This is a genomic window from Enterocloster lavalensis (assembly GCF_046603895.1).
Lineage (GTDB): Bacteria > Bacillota > Clostridia > Lachnospirales > Lachnospiraceae > Enterocloster > Enterocloster lavalensis.
This window is the reverse complement of sequence record NZ_CP176637.1, coordinates 1,235,534-1,254,380: the sequence shown is the minus strand read 5'-3', so window position 1 is coordinate 1,254,380 and position 18,847 is coordinate 1,235,534. Positions and strand designations below refer to the sequence as shown.

Below are 18,847 nucleotides of genomic sequence, written 5' to 3'. Positions count from 1 at the left end.
GATGGGAGCACTGCTGGAAGTAAAAGATTTTCATTATTATTACGGAAATATCCATGTGGTGAAGGGCATCAACCTGAAGGTGGACAAGGGCGAGATCGTGACCCTGATCGGGGCCAACGGAGCCGGTAAAACCACCACGCTGCAGTCCATTTCCGGGCTCACCCCCGCTGCGGGCGTCCGGGGCGAGATCATTTATAAGGGTATGCCGATCCAGAAAATGCACGGAAACAAGATTCTGCGCATGGGGCTGTCCCAGGTGCTCGAGGGGCGTCATATTTTCTCCAAGCTGTCGGTGTACGAAAACCTGATGATGGGCGCGTACACCCGCAAGGACAAGGCGGGCATCCAGGAGGATTTAAAGCGCGTCTACAACCTGTTCCCAAGGCTGGAGGAGCGGCGGGAACAGATGGGCGGCACCCTCTCCGGCGGCGAGCAGCAGATGCTTGCCATCGGCCGGGCCATGGTGGCAAAGACGGAGCTTATGCTTTTGGACGAGCCCTCCCTGGGACTGGCGCCCATCGTGATCAAGGAGATTTTCGAGGCGGTTCTTAAGATTCGGGAGGAGGGCACCACGATCCTGTTCGTGGAGCAGAACTCCAAGATCGCGCTCAACACCGCGGATCGGGGATATGTGATGCAGACCGGCGAGATCATCATGGAGGACACCTGCGCCAACCTGCTGCAGAACGAAGAAGTGAAGAAAGCCTATCTGGGCGGCTCATAAGGGCTGCCTGTCAAATAGAGAGAACGGGGGTAATTCAAAATGGGATATAAAGTATTGCTGGCGCAGGACGTGTCGGAGTCCGGCAAGGAGCTGCTGAGAGAGAACGGCTGCGAGGTGGTTCTGGCCCCGCGGGAGGACCCGGAGGTTATGAAGGAGCTGATCCAAGACTGTGACGCCTGCTTTTCCAAGACATTTTTCTTCTCCGAGGACATTTTGAAGGAGGGGAAGAAGCTTCAGGTGGTATCCAAACACGGCGTGGGCGTGGACAACGTGGTGGATGTGGCGACTGCCACCGGACTGGGGCTTTACGTGGTGCGCACGCCTCTCGCCAACATGGATTCCGTGGCCGAGCACACCCTGGGCGCGATCCTGGCCCTTGCCAAGAACATGCTGCCGTTGGAGAAGGCGGCACGCAGGGCGGATTTCGACGCGCCGCTGTCATTTGAGAGCCACGATATCGGGGGAAAGACCCTGGGTATCATCGGGTTGGGAAATATTGGAAGAACCTTGGCGAAAAAGGCCCACGGCGGCTTTGATATGGAGATTCTGGGCTATGACCCCTTTGTGAAGAAGGAGGACCTGCCGGACTTCATTACCTGTGTGGAGGACGTGGACGACATTTTCCGCCGGGCGGATTATGTGAGCCTGCATTTGAACGCTTCGCCGGAAAACGATAATTTTGTGGATGAAAGGCGGCTGGAGCTGATGAAGCCCGGCGCGTGCCTGCTGAACTTCTCCCGGGGCTCCAACGTGAACGAGGCGGATTTGTACGAAGCGTTAAAAAACCATGTGATCGCAGGGGCGGCCCTGGACGTGTTCGCCCAGGAGCCGGTGCGGGCGGACAACCCGCTTTTGAGCCTGGACAACGTGGTGCTCTCCCCCCACTGCGCGGCGCTGACCGTGGAGGCCATGGACCGGATGAGTTACCAGGGCTGCCAGGGCATCGTGGAGATACTGAAGGGAGAGAAGCCTACCTGGTGCGTGAACTACGAGGAAGTCCGCGCCATGAGAGAAAAGGGATGAGCCATGCAGAAATTATTACAGATTCGTGAGGAGGACGCGGTGGCCGTGGCCCTGGCGCCCATCGCGGCCGGCGAGATCGTCTCCTTCGGGCCGGGAAAGACCGTGACGGCCAGGGAAAGCGTCCGCCAGGGCCACAAGATCGCCCTGCGGCCCATCCCGGCGGGAACGGACGTGATCAAGTACGGCTGTTCCATCGGCGGGGCCACCGCGGATATTGAGGCGGGGCAGTGGGTGCACACCCACAACATGAAGAGCAGATTGACCGAGCACGTGGAGTACGCCTACGAGCCGGACGTCAGGCCCCTTGCCCCCTGCGAGCCGGAGACCTTTATGGGCTACCGGCGGGAGGACGGCAGGGCGGGAATCCGCAATGAAATCTGGATCATCCCCGGCGTGGGCTGCGTGGACGACCTGTGCATGCGCCTGGCCGTGGAGAACCAGGAACTGGTGGAGCGCTTCGGCTTAGATGGGCTTTACGCGTTCCCCCACCCCTTCGGGTGCAGCCAGCTGGGCGAGGACAACGAGATGACCAGGCAGCTTCTGGCTTCCCTGGTGAACCACCCCAACGCTGGGGCGGTGCTGGTGGTCAGCCTGGGCTGCGAGAACAACGTGCCCGCGGAGTTTAAGGAGGCCATTATCCGCACCGCAGGGGACGGCTTCAGCTCGGACCGGGTCAAATTTCTGGTCTGCCAGGAGGTGGAGGACGAGGTCGCGGAGGGCAGCCGTCTGCTGGTCAGGCTGGCGGAATACGCGGGACAGTTTAAGCGAAAACCCATCCCCGCAAGCGAGCTGGTGATCGGGATGAAATGCGGCGGCAGCGACGGCCTGTCCGGCGTTACGGCCAACCCGGTGCTGGGACAGGCGGGGGATATGCTGGTGGCCAGAGGTGGAAGCACCATGATCACGGAGGTGCCGGAGATGTTCGGCGCGGAGCAGATGCTGCTGCACCGGTGCGTCAGCCGGGAGATTTTCGACAAGGCCCAGGCCATGCTCAACGAGTACCGGGACTACTTTGTGCGCAACGGCCAGCCGGTGTACGGCAACCCGGCACCGGGCAACTACGAGGGGGGAATCAGCTCCCTGGAGGACAAGAGCTGCGGCTGCGTGCAGAAGGGCGGGAGAGCGCCCATCGAGGACGTGATCCCCTACGCGGGACAGATCCGCAAAAAAGGGCTTACGCTGCTTGCCGGACCGGGCAGCGATCTGGTCTCAGCCACCAACCTGACGGCCGCCGGGGCCCACATTGTAATCTTCACCACCGGCCGGGGCACGCCCTACAGCACCGCCGCGCCCACCATCAAGGTGTCCACCAACACGCCGCTGTATGAGAAGAAAAGGGGCTGGATGGATTTTAACGCCGGGGTGGTTGCGGAAGGTATGCCGATCCGGGACGCGGCAGAGGAGCTTTACCGGCAGATTCTGCGGGTGGCCGGAGGGGAACAGACTAAGGGCGAGACCATGGGCTACCGGCGCATCGCGATTTTCAAGAACGGGGTTATCGTATGATGGAACCGATTCACAAATATTTCCAGCTGGGAACCCTGAGCTGGATGAGCTTCCCCACGGACCGGTACGACCCGGTGGACGCCGTCCGGCACATCGCCAGGGACGGGGATTTGGACGCGGTGGAGATCACGGATTACAAGGACCCGGAGGTGAAGAAACAGATCCGGCATATCCTGACCCAGTCCCATTTGTCAGTGGCCTACGGGGCCCAGCCTGTGATCCTTGGGGAAAACCTGAACCCCAACAGCCTGGACGAGCCGGAGCGGAGAATGGCTCAGGAACGCCTGTTGGAGGCCATGGAGGACGCCAAGAGCTTCGGGGCCTCGGGCTTTTCCTTCATGGCCGGAGCCTGGTGCGAGGAGGGGAAGGAGGAGGCGCTCTCGCAGCTCAAAAAGACGGCCAGGGCCCTGTGCAGCCGCGGCAGCAGCCTGGGCATGGCGGTGGAGCTGGAGGTCTTTGACTTCGATCTGGACAAGAAAGTGCTCATCGGCCCCGCGCCTCTGGCGGCCCGGTTTGCCGCTGAGATGCGCCAGGTGACGAACAATTTCGGACTGCTGGCCGACCTGTCCCATTTCCCGACCACCTACGAGGACAGCGCCTTCGCGGTGCGGGCCATGCGGCCCTACCTGACCCATTTCCACATCGGAAACGCGGTGGTGACGCCGGAGAAGGACGCCTACGGGGACAAACATCCCCGGTTCGGCTATCCCCACGGGGCCAACGACGTGGGGGAGCTGTATGATTTTTTTGCCGTGCTCCGGCAGGAGGGGTTTTTCAACAGCAGAAATCCCATCATGCTGTCCGCTGAGGTGACGCCCCGGCCGGGCGAGGAGGCGGAGATTGTGCTTGCAAATACAAAACGGGTGATTAACAGGGCCTGGTCTGTTCTTTAGAGGGCGGGGCGGCCCTGGCCCCGGACGGAGCGGCGGGGCGGCCCTGGCCCCGGGCAGAGGGAGCGGCGGGGCGGCCCTAACTCCGGACAGAGGGAGCAGCGGGGCGGCCCTAACTCCGGGCATACCAGGCCGGGCAGAGGGAGCGCTCACGTCCCCGGACTTTGGAGAGGAAAAGAATGAAGATCATTATACTGGACGGATATACGGAGAACCCGGGCGATTTGAGCTGGGATGGATTTTCGGCCCTGGGTGACCTGACGGTTTACGACCGGACGCCGCCGGAGGACGTGGCGGAGCGCATCGGGGACGCGCAGATCGTGCTGACCAACAAGACGCCCGTCACCCGGGAGACGCTTAAGCGCTGCCCCGAGGTCCGCTACATCGGCGTGCTGGCCACGGGCTACAATATCGTGGACGTCGGCGCGGCCCGGGAGCGGGGCATCGTGGTGTCCAATATCCCCACCTACGGCACCGCAGCGGTGGCTCAGTTCGTGTTCGCGCTGATGCTGGAACTTTGCCACCATGTGGGGGAGCACAGCCGGGCGGTGAAGGACGGGGCGTGGGAGCGCTGCCCGGACTTCTGCTTCTGGAATTATCCCCTGATCGAGCTTGCCGGGAAAACCCTGGGCCTGGTGGGCTGCGGCCGCATCGGCCGGGCGGTGGCGGGGATCGGCCGGGCCTTCGGAATGGAGGTCATCGGCTACGACAAGTTCCCGGTGGAGTGCGGCAGCCTGACCTATGTGTCCCTGGAAGAGGTGTACCGGCGGTCGGATTTCATTTCCCTGCACTGTCCGCTCCTTGCGGACAACCGGGGGATGATAAATGACGAGAGCATCGGGAAGATGAAGGACGGGGTCTATCTGATCAACACGTCCAGAGGGCCGCTGGTGGACGAGGCCGCCCTGCGCCGGGCCCTGGATTCGGGAAAGGTGGCGGGCGCCGGTCTGGACGTGGTGGAGACAGAGCCGATCCGGGGCGGCAACCCGCTTCTTGGCGCAAAAAACTGCCTGATCACGCCCCACATCGCCTGGGCGGCGAAGAGCAGCAGGCAGCGGTTGATGGATATTGCAGTGGAAAATCTGAGCGCGTTTCTGGAGGGCCGTCCGGCGAACCAGGTGAACGCCTGACAAGGGGGAATGAAGTCATGGAACGATTGTCATACAAAACATTGGAAAAACTTGGGTTTGAGGGATATCTCATGCCGGAGGGCACGGAGCGGGTGCTGCAGTTCGGCGAGGGGAATTTCCTGCGTGCCTTTGTGGACTATTTTATCGACCTGGCCAACGAGCGGACCGGCTGGGGGACCAAGGTGGTGGCGGTCCAGCCCATCGCCCAGGGCAGATGCGAAGATATCAACCGCCAGGACGGGCTGTACACCGTGTACCTGCGGGGTCTGGAAAACGGCGGGCAGGTGATCCGCAAGCGGGTGGTCAGCGCCATCAGCCGGGCCTTAAATCCCTACGAGGATTACGGCGCGCTTCTGGCCTGCGCAGCCAATCCCGACCTGCGCTATATTGTCAGCAACACCACCGAGGCGGGCATCGCGTTTGACGAAAATTCCCGGTTCGACGAGGAACCGCCGGGTTCATTTCCGGCCAAACTCACCCGGTTTCTCTACGAGCGCTACTCCTGCTTCAAGGGGGAGGCGGGCAGGGGGCTGGTGATCCTGTCCTGCGAGCTGATCGACCACAACGGCGACGAGCTGAAGCGCTGCGTGGGCCAATACACCGAACTGTGGAAGCTGGAGCCGGAATTTGCTGACTGGCTTGACCGGGAGGTGATTTTCTGCTCCACCATGGTGGACCGCATCGTCACCGGCTATCCCAGGGCCGAGGCGGAGGTTTTGAACGCTCAGAACGGTTACGAGGACCTTCTGCTGGACACCGGCGAGGTGTTCGCCATCTGGGTGATCGAGGGTCCCAAGGAGCTGGAGGACGAGCTGCCATTCAAGAAGGCGGGGCTGCCGGTGATCGTGGCGGAGGACTGCACGCCCTACAAGAAGCGTAAGGTCCGCATGCTCAACGGCGTTCAGACCACCATGGTGCTGGCCTCCTACTTATCGGGCCAGGACATTGTGCGCAAATGCATGGAGGACCCGGCTATCTACTCCTTCATGGAGCGCTGCGTCTACGACGAGATCATCCCGGTGCTGACCGAGTACCCGAAGGAGGAATTGGAGGACTACGCAGCGGGCCTGTTCGACCGGCTGTGCAACCCCTTTATCGACCACAGCCTGCTGGCCATCTCCCTAAACACCACGTCCAAGTGGAAAGCCAGGGTTCTGCCCACGGTCAGGGAGTACCAGGCCGCCACGGGCAAGCTGCCGCCCAGGCTGATGGCCGGGTTCGCGGCCTACGTGATGTTCTACCGGGGGGAGCGTCTGGAGGGAAATGCCCTGGTGGCCCATCGGGGAGACGCAGAGTACCGGATCTGCGACGACATGGAGGTGCTGCGCTTCTTTGAGGCCCACAAGAGCGACAGCCTGGCGGAGCTGGCCGGGGCCGTGTGCCGCAATGCCGGTTTCTGGGACGGGGACCTGACAGAAATTCCGGGCTTTTTGGAACTGGTAACCGAATATCTGCAGCTGTTTGAGCGGGAGGGCGTCCACCGCGTATTTGAACTGCTGGGAAGCTGACAAGAGAAGGAGAGAAGCGGATGAAATCGATTGTGATCAACCAGCCGGGTCAGGTGGTGTTCCGGGAGGACCCCATGCCGGTTGCAAAGGAGGGCGAAGCCCTGTTAAAGCTGCTCTACGGCGGCATTTGCGGAAGCGATTTAGGCTCCTACCGCGGAACCTACGCGTATTTTGACTATCCCAGGATTCCGGGCCACGAGTTTTCGGCCGAGATCGTGGAGGTGGGGGAAAATGACTACGGCCTGAAAAAAGGCATGATCGTCACCTGTAACCCCTATTTCAACTGCACCCACTGCTATTCCTGCCGCCGGGGCCTGGTGAACTGCTGCACCACCAACCAGACCATGGGCTGCCAGCGGGACGGCGCTTTTTCCGAGTACGTGGCCATGCCCCTGGAGCGCATCTACGACGGCAAGGGCGTGCCGCCTAAAACCCTTGCGCTGATTGAACCCTTCTGCATCAGCTACCACGGCGTTTCCCGGGCCAACATCAAGGCCGGGGACCGGGTGCTGGTCCTGGGAGCGGGCACCATCGGCGTGCTGGCCGCGGTGGCGGCTAAGTCCAGGGGAGCCAGGGTCTACGTGGCGGACGTGGCTGAGAAAAAGCTTCAGTTTGCCATGGACAGCTTCGGCCTGGAGGGAACGCTGCTCAACGACTCCCCGGAGCATTTCCTGGAGCAGGTGGAGGCGGTCACGGGCGGGGACGGATTCGACGTGACCATCGAGGCGGTGGGCCTGCCCTCCACCTTCCAGAACTGCATCGACGCGGCGGCCTTCGGCGGAAACGTGGTGCTCATCGGAATCGGCAAGAAGAACCTGGACTTCAACTTCACCACCATCCAGAAAAAGGAACTGAACGTGTTCGGCTCCCGCAACGCCCTGAAGGCGGACTTCCTGGAGCTCATCGACCTGGTGAAGGCCGGGGGCGTGGACCTGGAGAAGATTGTGACCAACGTGTACAAGTTCGCGGACGCGCCGGAAGCATTTGCCGAGTTCGACCGCAGGGCCGGGGAAATGCTCAAGGTGGTGCTGGACTTTACATAAGGCCGGGTGTGCGCTGAAAGTAACATTGGATAAAACTGGAAAATTTAAAAATCCGGACGGGATTCGCGGAAACGGCGCGGGCCCTGTCCGGATTTTTTTGCGCGTCCAAAGGGCAGGGGACAAGGTTACAAATATGTTAAGAAATGCCAAAAAGTGTTCCGAATTTGTAACCTCGGTAGTATACTATAGACAAATAATATTGGGTATATGCGGGTGGGTATCCTGCAATACCCCTAAGGAGGTCAGGTATATGGTATCGTTTCTTGGAGGACTTGTACTGCTGATTGCCGGTTATTTTCTTTACGGCAGCTTTGTGGAGCGGGTATTCCACCCGGACAGCCGGCAGACCCCTGCCTACGCCATGGAGGACGACGTGGACTTTGTGCCCATGTCCACCAGCCGGGCATTTCTGGTTCAGCTATTGAACATCGCGGGTCTTGGCCCCATTTTCGGCGCGCTCAGCGGAGCGCTGTGGGGGCCGGTGGTCTACATCTGGATTGTGCTGGGCACCATTTTCGCCGGCGGCGTCCACGATTACCTGTCCGGCATGCTTTCCGAGCGCAACAACGGCGCGTCCATCTCGGAGATCGTGGGTAAATACCTGGGTCCGGTCATGGCGGTGGTCATGCGGATCTTCTCGGTGATTCTGCTGGTGATGGTAGGCGTTGTGTTTATGGTAGGCCCGGCGGGGCTGATCGCCCTGTTGACGCCGGAGGCCCTGAACGTGCAGTTCTGGACGATTGTGATTCTGATCTACTATTTCCTGGCGACGCTGCTCCCCATCGACAAGATCATCGGCAAGCTGTACCCGATTTTCGGTATCTGTTTGATCGTCATGGCGCTGGGCATCGCGGGAGCTACGCTGTATTACAGCGGCACAAGGCCCATGCTGGAGATTTGGGACCACGTGGAAAACATGTATCCCGGCAAGGAGCTTCCGATCTGGCCCCTGATGTGCATCACCGTGGCCTGCGGAGCCATTTCCGGCTTCCACGCCACCCAGTCGCCCATGATGGCCCGCTGTATCAAGAGCGAGAAGGAAGGCCGCAAGGTGTTCTACGGAGCCATGGTAGCGGAGGGCGTGATCGCCCTGATCTGGGCTTCCGCGGGTATCGCCTTCTACTATGACCGGGCGGGCGCGGGCACCGGGCTTCAGGCTCTGCTGGCTGCCAAGGGCGGAAATTCCACCACGGTTTACGACATGTCCATCCAGCTTTTGGGCGGCGTTGGCGGCGTGCTGGCCATGCTGGGCGTGATCGCCTGCCCCATCACTTCCGGCGACACGGCGTTCCGCTCCGCGCGTCTGACCATTGCGGACTGGTTCAAGATTGACCAGAAGGACACCAAGAAGCGCCTGATGCTCTCAGTTCCCTTACTCCTGGTGGGATATGGTATCTCCTTCCTGGACTACAACACCATCTGGCGGTATTTCTCCTGGTCCAACCAGACCCTGGCGATGATGGCGCTGTGGGCGGCAGCCACCTATGTGTGCCGCTTTGTGGGCAAGAATTACGGCTGGATCGCCGCGGTCCCGGCCACCTATATGACCTCGGTGAGCGTCGCCTATATTTTACAGGCCCAGGAGGGCTTCCGCCTTCCCGCCGCCCTGTCCAACGGAGTGGGCATCTGCGCGGCCGTTGTGTGCCTGGCGCTGTACGTGGTAAAAGTGTACGTGAAATCCGAGGTGAAGTCCACCAGAAAGGACGAGGCGCTGGTGATCAAATAGCCTCGTCCCCGGTCAGCTGCGCCAATAGAACTCTTTAAAGATCTGTATAAATTCCCGCAGCGCGTTGGACAGATAGCGCCCTTTGGGAAGGATCAGGTCGAAGTGGCGGACAGCCTGGCAGGAGTCGATTTTGTAGTACAATGTGTCCGGTCCGGGGTCGGTGACCAGGATGTCGCTGATAAAGGTGGCTCCTAAGCCGCCCCGGGCCAGATGGTAGGCGGTGACCAGCTGGGCCACCTTCAGCCGGACGACGGGGGTGATCCCCACGGCGTCAAAAAAGTGTTTGCTGCGGGCGTGAAGGCTGTTGCCTTCGGTCAGCAATATAAAAGGGGTATCCCCAAAGGCTTCAAGGCGTATGGAAGGGCAGGACAATTCCATATGCCTTTTTTTCAGCACATCCTCCCCGGTCAGAGCGAAATCCCGCAGGATAATGTTCACCTCATAGGAGGCGGGAACCGCCAGCAGCACGGTGTCCTGGAACACGGGATGGCGGTCGAAATCGTCCTCGTACAGCGGGTTGCAGCTGAAGGTGGTGTCGATGACCCGGTCCTTTAAGAGATCCACCAGCTCATAGGAACCCGCCTCCACCAGCTCCAGGCGGATGCCCGGATGGCGGCAGGTGTAGGCCGTCAGCACCGGGGGCAGCACGTAGGAGTTGAAGTAGTGGGAGCCGCCGATGCAGATGGAGCCGGTGTTTAAGCCCGACAGGTCGTTAAACTGCTGCTTCATCTCGTCCTCCAGGGCCTGGAACTGCCGGACCTTGCGGATGTAGATTTCCCCGGCCTCCGTCAGTTTGAGCGGCTGGCGGTTCCGGTCAAAGAGCGGCATTCCGATCTCCGCCTCCACCTTCTGAACCGCGATGCTTAAGGCTGGCTGGGTCAGGTACAGGGCCGCCGCGGCCTTGGAAAAGCTGCCTTTCTGGTATACCATGTAGATGTATTTCATTTCCTGATGCATATGTTCCCCTCCCGATTTCTGCGTAGTTATCCCTATAAACTAATTTAATGGCTTTATAAATACTATAAATTTGATTTTATAACATCTTTAACATAAAATTAATATGACAAAAATAACGAAATTCTCGAGAAAAAATCGTTATTTTTCACTATGTGCCGGCATAGAGGGATCAGCAACGCAACAAGTCGCATGTGTTTCATGCAAATCCAATCAAGAAAAGGGGATTCTTATGAGTATCATTAAGAAATGGAATGGCTTGAGTTTGTTTACGCGGATTATGGTAGGCTTTGTGCTGGGTATTCTCTGCGGCCTGGTGATGGGACCCGAGGCTAAGATGTTTAACTTTTTGGGGACCATTCTGGTCCGCCTTTTGACCATGGTGGTGGCGCCCCTGGTGCTTTGCCTGCTGGTCTGTGCGGCCGCCGACGTAGGCGACTACAAGACACTGGGAAAAATTGGAATTAAAACGGTGGTAATTTTCCTGGTGAGCACGGGTTTTGCCATTTTCATCGGCCTGGTGATGGCCAATCTGATCAACGTGGGAACGGGTGTGAACATTGAGATTCCCAAGGAGGCGGAGGAGTCCTCGGTGGTGATTCCCAGCGCTCTGACCACGCTGATCAACATTATCCCGCAGAACCCGTTTGAGGCGCTGAGCACCCAGAACCTGCTGCAGATCATCTTCTTCGCGCTGTTCTTCGGCTTCGCGCTGATCAAGCTGGGCGACAAGGGCGCCGTGGTGTTGAATTTCTTCCGCGGCTGCACGGACGCCATGAAGGAGATCACCTCCATCGTGCTGGAATTCACCCCTTACGGCGTGTTCGGCCTGATGGCAAACGTGGTGGGCACCAACGGACTGGGAATTCTGCTTCCCTATATGAAGACGATTCTGGCAGTGTATGTGGCCTCCGCCCTGTTCACCGTGTTGGTGCAGGCAGGCCTGATGGTAGGCGTCGGCGCTCACATGAGCCCGGTTAAGTTCTTAAAAGGCGTGAAGGAAGCCGCCATGTTCGTGTTCGCAACCTGCAGCAGCGTTGCCACGATCCCGGTAAACTTAAAGTGCGTAAAGAAGCTGGGCGTCAGCGACGAGATCGCCAACTTCGTGATCCCCTTCGGCGCTGTGATGAACATGAACGGAACGGCCATCTACGAGGCGGTGGCGGTAATCTTTACCGCCCAGGTGTACGGCATTGAGCTGACCCTCATGCAGCAGATCATGGTCATGCTCACCGCAACCCTGGCTTCCGTCGGAACCGCGGGCGTGCCTGGCTCCGGCCTGGTGATGCTGACCATCGTGCTCAGCTCCGTGAACCTGCCCATGGAGGCCATCGGACTGCTGGCCGGTATCGACCGTATCCTGAATATGGGTCGCGTGATCCCCAATATCGTGGGCGACGCAGCCACCGCAGTGCTGGTAGCCAAGACCGAGGGCGCATTGGCCGACGTGCCGGAGAGCGCCGCAAACGCTTAGAAATGTGAGGAGGAGTATATGGAAACCGGAAAAATCAACGCGCTGATGATGGAGGAGACCGACAATGTGGTGACCTGCGTCATGGAGATCAAAAAGGGAGACACTGTCGTTTACCGCAAGGGAGATACATACTGTGCCGTGGAGGCGCTGGAGGACATTCCCTACTGCCACAAGATCGCCTTAATCCCCTTTGACGAGGGGGACGAGGTGGTCAAGTACGGCGAGATGATCGGGAGAACCAACCGGGCCATCGGCAAAGGGTGCCTGGTGAACCATGAGAATATCTACAGCGTACCCAGAGATTACGAGAGCGAGATGGTGTGAGGAGGAGCGATATGGAATTTTTAGGATACAGAAGGTCTGACGGAAGAGTGGGAATCCGCAACCATGTGCTGATTCTCCCGGCCTGCGCCTGCGGAAGCGAGAGCTGCCGGGTGGTGGCAAGTCAGGTGCGCGGGGCCGTGAACATTATTTTTAACACGGGCTGCTCCGACGTGGCGGCGAACACGGCCATGTCCCAGAAGGTGCTGACCGGATTCGCCTTAAATCCCAACGTCTACGGCGTGGTGATCATCGGCCTGGGCTGCGAGACCGTGCCCCACAGGGAGCTGAGGGAGAAAATCCAGGCTCTCACCGACAAGCCGGTGGCCTCCTTCGGAATCCAGGAGGAGGGCGGAACCTTAAAAACCATCGAGAAGGCGGTGCGGGCCGCCCGGGATATGGCGGCGGCGGCTTCCAGGCAGCAGCGGGTTCCCTGCGACATCTCGGAGCTGCTCATGGGCATCGAGTGCGGCGGTTCGGACGCCACCTCGGGCATCGCCTCCAATCCCGCGGTGGGCGAGCTCAGCGATCTTTTGGTGGATGCGGGCGCTTCCACCATGATGAGCGAGACCATCGAGTTCATCGGCGGCGAGCACGTGCTGGCAAAGCGCGGAGCCACCCCTGAGATTCACAATCAGATCATTCAGATTTGCAAGGAGTACGAGGAGCACCTGGCGGGAGCGGGCCAGAACTGCCGGGCGGGCCAGCCCACCCCGGGCAACAAGGCCGGAGGGCTTTCCACCCTGGACGAGAAGAGCCTGGGCTGCATCCGCAAGGGCGGCACCCGCCCGGTGGTGGAGGTGGTGGAGCAGGCCGCCCGGCCCACCAAAAAGGGCGCTATCATCATGGATACGGCGGGCTACGACATTTCCTCCGTCACCTCCATGGTGGCCGGCGGCTGCCAGGCCATCGTGTTCACCACCGGCCGGGGCACCCCCACGGGCAACGCCATCGTCCCGGTGATCAAGGTCACGGGCAACAAGCTGACCTACCAGCGCATGGAGGACAACATGGACGTGGACGTCAGCGGCATCGTGGACGGCACCTGCACCATCAAGGAGAGCGGAAAACAGCTCTTCGACGAGTTCCTGGAGGTGTGCAACGGCAAGATGACCAAGGCGGAGGCCTACGGTTTCTCGGATATCGCGGTGGACCATGTGTGCCGGTTTGTATAGTGTGAGATTTTAGAGAAGTTGCGTGAGATAAAAGGCAGAAGGAAAAGCTGGTGGGAGATGGGTTCCCATCAGCTTTTTTAATGGAACGGGCCGCGGGGAGGCTGGGAAAAAACGCGGCGGAGGCGCGGGGCGAACCGCAGGGAAAACCGGGTAGCCAAACCTTCCGGGATATGGTAAAGTTGTGTTTATGAGAATTGACAAGGGAGGACACGGTCATGACCGCAGAAGAATTCAGAAAAAAGCTGGAGGAGAACCAGGAGTGGGCGCCGGGCTGGGAGGCCATTGAGGGCGTCTTTGAGAAGCTGTACCCGGACCAGGAGCCGTCCCATTACGGCACCAACATGGTAGCCCGGGCCATGTTTGGCGGGGAATGCTACCTGGACGGGTATTCCATCTACGATTCCCCCAACGGCTACAAGCACATCGTCACCTTCGGCATGACGGAGCTGTACGCCGATGAGGACGCTCTGGGCGGCGAGTGGAACAACTGGGGCTATGAGATGACCATCAAGCTGCCGGAGAAGGACAATGAGAGCTGCATGTGGGCCATCGACCTGCTCAGCAATCTGGCATACTACACCTATACCGAGAAGCGGTTTTTCGAACCCTTCCAGTATATTGCAGGGGGCGGAGGTTCCATCAACCGGGACCGGGATTCCCAGATCACCGCCCTGATGGCGGTGAACGACACGGAGGCCCAGGGCGTGGACACCATCTACGGCAGGACGGATTTTATCCAGCTGGTGGGCATCACACAGCGGGAACTGGAGCTGCTGATGGAGGACCGGGAAAATGCCAGGGTGCTGTATGAGCGGATGCGGGCGGAGAATCCGTATTTGGTGACGGATTTGAACCGGACGAAATCGTATTTGTAGAGATTGCGTGGGGACGGTCCTGGGCTTGTGGGGCGGCCCAAGGCCCGGTTGTCCTGGCTCCTAAACTCGGTTGTCCTGGTTCGGGCTCCCTGGCTCGCCCCTGGTTCCGGTCCCGCGGCTCGCCCCCTGGTTTTGGTCCCGCGGCTCGCCCCCCTGGTTCCGGTCCCGCGGCTCGTTTACTTGGCTCCGCCCCCTCGCCTCAGCCGCCCAGCTCCCGCTTCAATTTGCGGAAGGAAACCACAAACAGCGCCACTGTGGTGCACACGGCCACGGCGTCCGCGATGGGCTCGGCCAGGAACACGGCCATGACCTTGTTCTCAAAGAACCGGGGCAGGAGATAGATGAGCGGAATCAGCAGAAACACCTTGCGCAGCAGAGCCAGAAACAGGCTGGTTTTGCTGTCGCCCAGGGAGATGAAGGTCTGCTGGCAGGCGATCTGCGCGCCGAACATCAGGGAGGCCGCCATATAGATCCGCAGGGCCCAGACGGCGTACCCGGTCAGCGCCTGGTCCTGGGTGAAAATGCCGGTGAACACGTGAGGAATGAACATGGCCACGGCCCACAGCACGGTTGCGTAACCCAGGCAGGTGATGAGCAGCAGGCGGAAGGCGGAGTCCACCCGGTGGATTTTCCTGGCGCCGTAGTTGAAGCTGATAATGGGCTGGGCACCCTGGCACATGCCCATGAGGGGCAGCAGGGAGAACTGCATCACGCTGCTGCATATCGTCATGGAACCCACCGCAATGTCGCCGCCGTAGCGCTGCAGGGAGGTGTTAAAGCAGATGTTTAAGATGCTCTCCGTAAACTGCATCACAAAGGGAGCCGCCCCCAGAGCGATGGCGGGCATCAGCACGGATTTTTCCACCTTCAGGCAGGGGATGCGGATCTTTAAATAGCTCTTGCCGGATACCAGGAACGTGACCACAAAGGCCGCGCTGATTCCCTGGGAAATGATGGTGGCCAGGGCTGCTCCCCGGACGCCCATGTGCAGCACGAACATCAGAATGGGGTCCAGGATAATGTTGCACACCGCGCCGATGAGCACGGTCAGCATACCGGTTCGGGCGTACCCCTGAGCGTTGATGAACGCGTTTAAGCCGAGGGCCAGCTGGACGAAGATGGTGCCGATGGAGTAAATCTGCATGTAGCTCCAGGCGTATTCGATGGTGTCGCCGCTGGCGCCGAAGGTTAAGAGAATTCTTTGGCCGAAGATCTGGATGACCGCGGTCAGAACCAGGGACACCGCGATCAGAGCCGTGGTGCAGTTTCCAAGAATCTTCTCGGCCTCGTCCCTGCGGCCTTTGCCCAGCATAATGGAGGCCCTGGGAGCGCCGCCCATGCTGACCAGGGCCGCAAACGCGGAAATGACCATGATGATGGGGAAGGTGACGCCCACTCCGGTCAGGGCGTTAGCACCCACGTCCGGCAGGTGGCCGATGTACATACGGTCCACCATATTATAGAGAACATTGATGACCTGGGCCGAGATAGCGGGGAGCGCCAGGCTGAACAGGAGTTTTCCAACACTGCCGGATCCGAGATCCACCTCTTTTACATTTTTCTGATCCGCCATAAATAACACGTCCTTTCACAAGTGATAAATAAGTGTGAATAATAATCATTTAATAACTATAACGCGAAGAGAAGGGAAAGTCAATGATATGATCAAGGCAATCTTTTTTGACATCGATGGAACGCTGAGGGATTTCGAGGAGAAAGGCATACCGGAATACACCCGGAAGGCCCTGGATAAGGCCAGGGAGGCGGGGCTGCGGCTGTTTATCGCCACGGGGCGCCATTGGCTGGAAATCGAGGAGGAAGGGCTTTTGGGGGATCTGGAATTTGACGCCTACGTGACGCTCAACGGGCAGCTCTGCTATGTGCGGGAGGGACGGGAGCTTCCGGGGCGGGCCATTTACAAAAATCCCATTGATCCGGGGCAGGTGAGACGCCTTTTGGGGATGATTGAGGAGGAGCCGTTCCCTTGTCTGTTTATGGAGGAGGGGAGGATGTATATCAATTATACGGACCCGCGGGTGGAACTGGTGCAGCAGGGGATCGGCACCGCGCTGCCGCCGGTGGGAGACATCGGGCGGGCGCTGGAGAATCCGGTTTATCAGATTGTGCCTTATGTGGATGAGGAGCGGGCCAGGCGGATTATCGCGGGCCTTCCGGGCTGCGGCCATGCCATGTGGCATGCGGGAAATGCGGTGGATCTGCTGCCCTTCGGGGGAGGAAAATGCGGGGGAATTGAGAAGATGCTGGAGTATTTCGGGATGAAGGCGGAGGAAGCGGCGGCTGTGGGGGACGGGAAGAACGACGTGTCGATGCTGGAGTATGCGGGTGTGGGGATTGCGATGGGAAATGGGTGTAAGGAGGCCAAGGGGGCAGCGGATTTTGTGGTGGCGGGGATTGAGGAAGAAGGGCTTTTGGAAGCGGTTGAAGAGATTTTGAGGCGGTGAGATAAAACCGAACGGACAGAGGTTTGGGAGCGGCACACAGGTTTTTGCCTGGAGCCGCTCCCGGTTTTATCCTCTCTGACGTCTGCGGGAGCTGCGGGACATATTTTGCCTCTATCCCTGGTTTGGCCCGCCCAGACGGCACACCGCCCGCCCCTGTCCTGCGTCCAGGATCAGGCTGGCCCTGCCGCCGCTGAGGTCGTAGAGCTTCACAATGTCGGTCAGCTCCGCCTCGCCGGGCAGGAGGGCTTCTAAGACTTCCGGGTAGCGCCGAAGCAGCTCGGGCTGATACAGTCGGGTGTTGCGGTTGTCGTTGATAGCCCCATAGTAGACGTCGGCCTCCACCAGATCCTGGAACATATGGCTTCCGTAGGACAGCTCCGGATGGTAACCGGCGTCCTTGTACGCCACCTCGCAGATGGCGTTAAACTGGCTGATTTCCGCGTAGGACACCGGAACGCCAAGCTCCGGGGAGGAGGTGCCGATGCGGCCGGGAACCAGCAGCATGAGCTTTTTGTCCACGGTCTCAAAATACCGGTTGATCCGCCCGATCAGCCGGGCCACGTCCGTCTTTTTCGCGTAGGGATACTCGTAATATTTCTGGGGGTCCAGCCACACGATGTAATCGATCAGCTCCGTCTTGGAGCGGCGCATGGTGGTCTGGCGCACGTCAAAGAGCAGGTTGTCGTCCACGCCGGTGGGAATGTGCACCTGCTCCGAGGCTGCGGACTGCAGGGGACGGCACTGGAGCAGGTTCAGCTTCCAGGTATTCTCCTCAGGACAGGTGATGGCAAATTCCACATCCACCGGACATTCATACTTGGATTCCAGCATCTGCAGCATGGAGTACATCATGCTGATGAACTCGTGGTTGTCCACAATACCCTGACAGTCCGCAAAGTAAATCTTTTTATACACGTGCCGCTCCGCCAGCATGTCCTCGGCCTCGGTGTCACGGCTCAACACCAACTTTTTCTGCCATTTGGGAAGCAGGTCGATGATTTCATCCAGCTTTTTGGTGCAAAGCTGCTTGTTCTGGAAGTCCAGCACGTCCACCTGTCGCTGGGAGTATTTGTGGCGGTCCGCCAGGGTGGTCCGCAGGTTGGCCTGAGAGCGGTCCAGCCCCACTAACCGCGGATAGTCTCCGGGCGTGCGCTCCACGGCCCGGGTTCCGAGCCCCACCACCATGCGCAGCATCCCGGCCCTGGGATTTAAATACTCCATCCATTTGTAGGGATTGTAGGAGCAGCCCATGCCTGCGGCCACCGGCAGATAGTAATCCCCGTAGGTCTGGCCGGAGACCTGCTGGATCAGCAGCGCCATCTGCTCATCCATGTCCAGCAGATGGCGTTTTCTGCGGTATTCAATGGCTGATTCGTTCATAACGCTGGCGTAGACGCGCCGGATGGCGTCCTCCAGCTCTTTAAGACGTTCTTCCCTGGTGCCCTGGTTCATACAGAACACAGACTCGTACTTTCCGGAGAAGGCGTTTCCGTAGCCGTCCTCCATGATGCTGCTGGAGCGCACAATGATCGGCAGATTGCCGTAGTGGTCCAGCATTTCCTCCAGCTGAGCCCGGATGTCCTCCGGGATTTTTCCGTTCTGCAGCCGCCTTGTCAGCTCCTCCGCCTCCTGGAAATGCTCCTTTTCCAGTTTGTGCCGGGCCTTCAGCTCAGCGCACCGGTTTAATACCATGTACTGGTAGAACACGTCCGTGCCGATAAAATAGGAGTTGTGCGGTTCCATGTGGGCCGCAAGTTCCGGCATCTTAAGCGCGATCAGCTTGCGGGCGACCAAAAGCCCGCAGGCCTTTCCGCCGATCACGCCTCCGCCGATCCGCCGCGCGTTCACCGCCCGGAAATCCGCGGCGGTAAAGTATTTTAAAATCAGCTGCTCCATATGGCTTTCCGAAGTCATGAGCTTATTGCACACCCATTTCTGCTCCTCCGGCGTCAGGTTTTCCTGTTTCAGCATTTCCGTCCAGTCCGTCATCTTATTTCCCCCGTCTTTTGTATTGAGTTCTTTATAAGTAATGTAAC

General features: G+C 59.5%; 16 protein-coding genes. 13 read left to right on the top strand and 3 right to left on the bottom strand.

All coding sequences use genetic code 11. The features are described from left to right. The first annotated feature begins 1 nt into the window (after position 1). The 8 genes from ACK2JC_RS05520 to ACK2JC_RS05485 all read left to right on the top strand — a co-directional run bounded on the left by ACK2JC_RS05520 (position 2) and on the right by ACK2JC_RS05485 (position 9,550). The gene (locus ACK2JC_RS05520) at positions 2-724 is read left to right on the top strand and encodes an ABC transporter ATP-binding protein (RefSeq protein WP_166445647.1); all 723 of its coding nucleotides are present in this window, start codon (positions 2-4) and stop codon (positions 722-724) included. A 39-nt stretch (positions 725-763) separates the two neighbouring features. Then, entirely contained in the window at positions 764-1,747 is a 984-nt protein-coding gene (locus tag ACK2JC_RS05515; protein ID WP_320936158.1) for a hydroxyacid dehydrogenase, read from the top strand. A gap of 3 nt (positions 1,748-1,750) precedes the next feature. Further along, a complete protein-coding gene (locus tag ACK2JC_RS05510) occupies positions 1,751-3,253 on the top strand; it encodes an altronate dehydratase family protein (protein WP_320936159.1) in 1,503 nt (500 codons plus the stop codon). After that, entirely contained in the window at positions 3,250-4,146 is an 897-nt protein-coding gene (locus ACK2JC_RS05505; protein WP_368272548.1) for a sugar phosphate isomerase/epimerase family protein, read from the top strand. The genes ACK2JC_RS05510 and ACK2JC_RS05505 overlap by 4 nt, the downstream gene beginning before the upstream one ends. A gap of 176 nt (positions 4,147-4,322) precedes the next feature. Then, a complete protein-coding gene (locus ACK2JC_RS05500; RefSeq protein WP_276853974.1) occupies positions 4,323-5,273 on the top strand; it encodes a D-2-hydroxyacid dehydrogenase in 951 nt (316 codons plus the stop codon). Positions 5,274-5,290: 17 nt separating this feature from the next. Then, positions 5,291-6,781 (top strand): tagaturonate reductase, encoded by a 1,491-nt coding sequence (locus ACK2JC_RS05495; RefSeq protein WP_320936161.1) that lies wholly within the window; start codon positions 5,291-5,293, stop codon positions 6,779-6,781. Between the two features lie 20 nt (positions 6,782-6,801). Then, positions 6,802-7,824, top strand: coding sequence for a zinc-binding alcohol dehydrogenase family protein (locus tag ACK2JC_RS05490; protein WP_320936162.1), 1,023 nt, complete (start codon positions 6,802-6,804; stop codon positions 7,822-7,824). Positions 7,825-8,074: 250 nt separating this feature from the next. Continuing rightward, positions 8,075-9,550: a carbon starvation protein A gene (locus ACK2JC_RS05485; protein ID WP_276853968.1), complete on the top strand. Its 1,476-nt coding sequence runs from the start codon at positions 8,075-8,077 to the stop codon at positions 9,548-9,550. A 12-nt stretch (positions 9,551-9,562) separates the two neighbouring features. On the opposite strand, the gene ACK2JC_RS05480 is transcribed toward ACK2JC_RS05485, so the two are convergent. Then, complete coding sequence (locus ACK2JC_RS05480; protein ID WP_368271476.1) at positions 9,563-10,507, bottom strand: LysR family transcriptional regulator; 945 nt, start codon at positions 10,505-10,507, stop codon at positions 9,563-9,565. Positions 10,508-10,736: 229 nt separating this feature from the next. Between ACK2JC_RS05480 and ACK2JC_RS05475 the strand changes: the two genes are divergently transcribed. From ACK2JC_RS05475 to ACK2JC_RS05460, 4 genes are all read left to right on the top strand, one after another. Continuing rightward, entirely contained in the window at positions 10,737-11,978 is a 1,242-nt protein-coding gene (locus ACK2JC_RS05475; protein WP_092362279.1) for a dicarboxylate/amino acid:cation symporter, read from the top strand. An 18-nt stretch (positions 11,979-11,996) separates the two neighbouring features. Further along, positions 11,997-12,302: a UxaA family hydrolase gene (locus ACK2JC_RS05470; RefSeq protein ID WP_092362281.1), complete on the top strand. Its 306-nt coding sequence runs from the start codon at positions 11,997-11,999 to the stop codon at positions 12,300-12,302. Between the two features lie 11 nt (positions 12,303-12,313). Beyond that, the gene (locus tag ACK2JC_RS05465; RefSeq protein WP_092362283.1) at positions 12,314-13,474 is read left to right on the top strand and encodes a UxaA family hydrolase; all 1,161 of its coding nucleotides are present in this window, start codon (positions 12,314-12,316) and stop codon (positions 13,472-13,474) included. Between the two features lie 215 nt (positions 13,475-13,689). Then, on the top strand, positions 13,690-14,349 hold the full coding sequence (locus ACK2JC_RS05460; protein ID WP_368271475.1) for a suppressor of fused domain protein: 660 nt from the start codon (positions 13,690-13,692) through the stop codon (positions 14,347-14,349). Between the two features lie 199 nt (positions 14,350-14,548). On the opposite strand, the gene ACK2JC_RS05455 is transcribed toward ACK2JC_RS05460, so the two are convergent. Beyond that, on the bottom strand, positions 14,549-15,922 hold the full coding sequence (locus ACK2JC_RS05455; RefSeq protein WP_320936165.1) for an MATE family efflux transporter: 1,374 nt from the start codon (positions 15,920-15,922) through the stop codon (positions 14,549-14,551). An 88-nt stretch (positions 15,923-16,010) separates the two neighbouring features. Between ACK2JC_RS05455 and ACK2JC_RS05450 the strand changes: the two genes are divergently transcribed. Next, complete coding sequence (locus ACK2JC_RS05450) at positions 16,011-16,811, top strand: Cof-type HAD-IIB family hydrolase (RefSeq protein WP_320936166.1); 801 nt, start codon at positions 16,011-16,013, stop codon at positions 16,809-16,811. Between the two features lie 111 nt (positions 16,812-16,922). Here the strand turns inward: ACK2JC_RS05450 and ACK2JC_RS05445 are convergent, their stop codons facing one another. Then, positions 16,923-18,800: a PEP/pyruvate-binding domain-containing protein gene (locus tag ACK2JC_RS05445; RefSeq protein ID WP_320936167.1), complete on the bottom strand. Its 1,878-nt coding sequence runs from the start codon at positions 18,798-18,800 to the stop codon at positions 16,923-16,925. Positions 18,801-18,847 lie beyond the last annotated feature (47 nt).

What these genes read in the sequence shown, in the direction of transcription:
- ACK2JC_RS05515 (WP_320936158.1), top strand. Translation starts at nt 764, where the DNA reads ATGGGATATAAAGTATTGCTGGCGCAGGACGTGTCGGAGTCCGGCAAG.
- ACK2JC_RS05470 (WP_092362281.1), top strand. Translation starts at nt 11,997, where the DNA reads ATGGAAACCGGAAAAATCAACGCGCTGATGATGGAGGAGACCGACAAT.
- ACK2JC_RS05455 (WP_320936165.1), bottom strand. Translation starts at nt 15,922, where the DNA reads ATGGCGGATCAGAAAAATGTAAAAGAGGTGGATCTCGGATCCGGCAGT.
- ACK2JC_RS05465 (WP_092362283.1), top strand. Translation starts at nt 12,314, where the DNA reads ATGGAATTTTTAGGATACAGAAGGTCTGACGGAAGAGTGGGAATCCGC.
- ACK2JC_RS05505 (WP_368272548.1), top strand. Translation starts at nt 3,250, where the DNA reads ATGATGGAACCGATTCACAAATATTTCCAGCTGGGAACCCTGAGCTGG.
- ACK2JC_RS05520 (WP_166445647.1), top strand. Translation starts at nt 2, where the DNA reads ATGGGAGCACTGCTGGAAGTAAAAGATTTTCATTATTATTACGGAAAT.
- ACK2JC_RS05460 (WP_368271475.1), top strand. Translation starts at nt 13,690, where the DNA reads ATGACCGCAGAAGAATTCAGAAAAAAGCTGGAGGAGAACCAGGAGTGG.
- ACK2JC_RS05480 (WP_368271476.1), bottom strand. Translation starts at nt 10,507, where the DNA reads ATGCATCAGGAAATGAAATACATCTACATGGTATACCAGAAAGGCAGC.
- ACK2JC_RS05450 (WP_320936166.1), top strand. Translation starts at nt 16,011, where the DNA reads ATGATCAAGGCAATCTTTTTTGACATCGATGGAACGCTGAGGGATTTC.
- ACK2JC_RS05510 (WP_320936159.1), top strand. Translation starts at nt 1,751, where the DNA reads ATGCAGAAATTATTACAGATTCGTGAGGAGGACGCGGTGGCCGTGGCC.
- ACK2JC_RS05485 (WP_276853968.1), top strand. Translation starts at nt 8,075, where the DNA reads ATGGTATCGTTTCTTGGAGGACTTGTACTGCTGATTGCCGGTTATTTT.
- ACK2JC_RS05445 (WP_320936167.1), bottom strand. Translation starts at nt 18,800, where the DNA reads ATGACGGACTGGACGGAAATGCTGAAACAGGAAAACCTGACGCCGGAG.
- ACK2JC_RS05495 (WP_320936161.1), top strand. Translation starts at nt 5,291, where the DNA reads ATGGAACGATTGTCATACAAAACATTGGAAAAACTTGGGTTTGAGGGA.
- ACK2JC_RS05475 (WP_092362279.1), top strand. Translation starts at nt 10,737, where the DNA reads ATGAGTATCATTAAGAAATGGAATGGCTTGAGTTTGTTTACGCGGATT.
- ACK2JC_RS05500 (WP_276853974.1), top strand. Translation starts at nt 4,323, where the DNA reads ATGAAGATCATTATACTGGACGGATATACGGAGAACCCGGGCGATTTG.
- ACK2JC_RS05490 (WP_320936162.1), top strand. Translation starts at nt 6,802, where the DNA reads ATGAAATCGATTGTGATCAACCAGCCGGGTCAGGTGGTGTTCCGGGAG.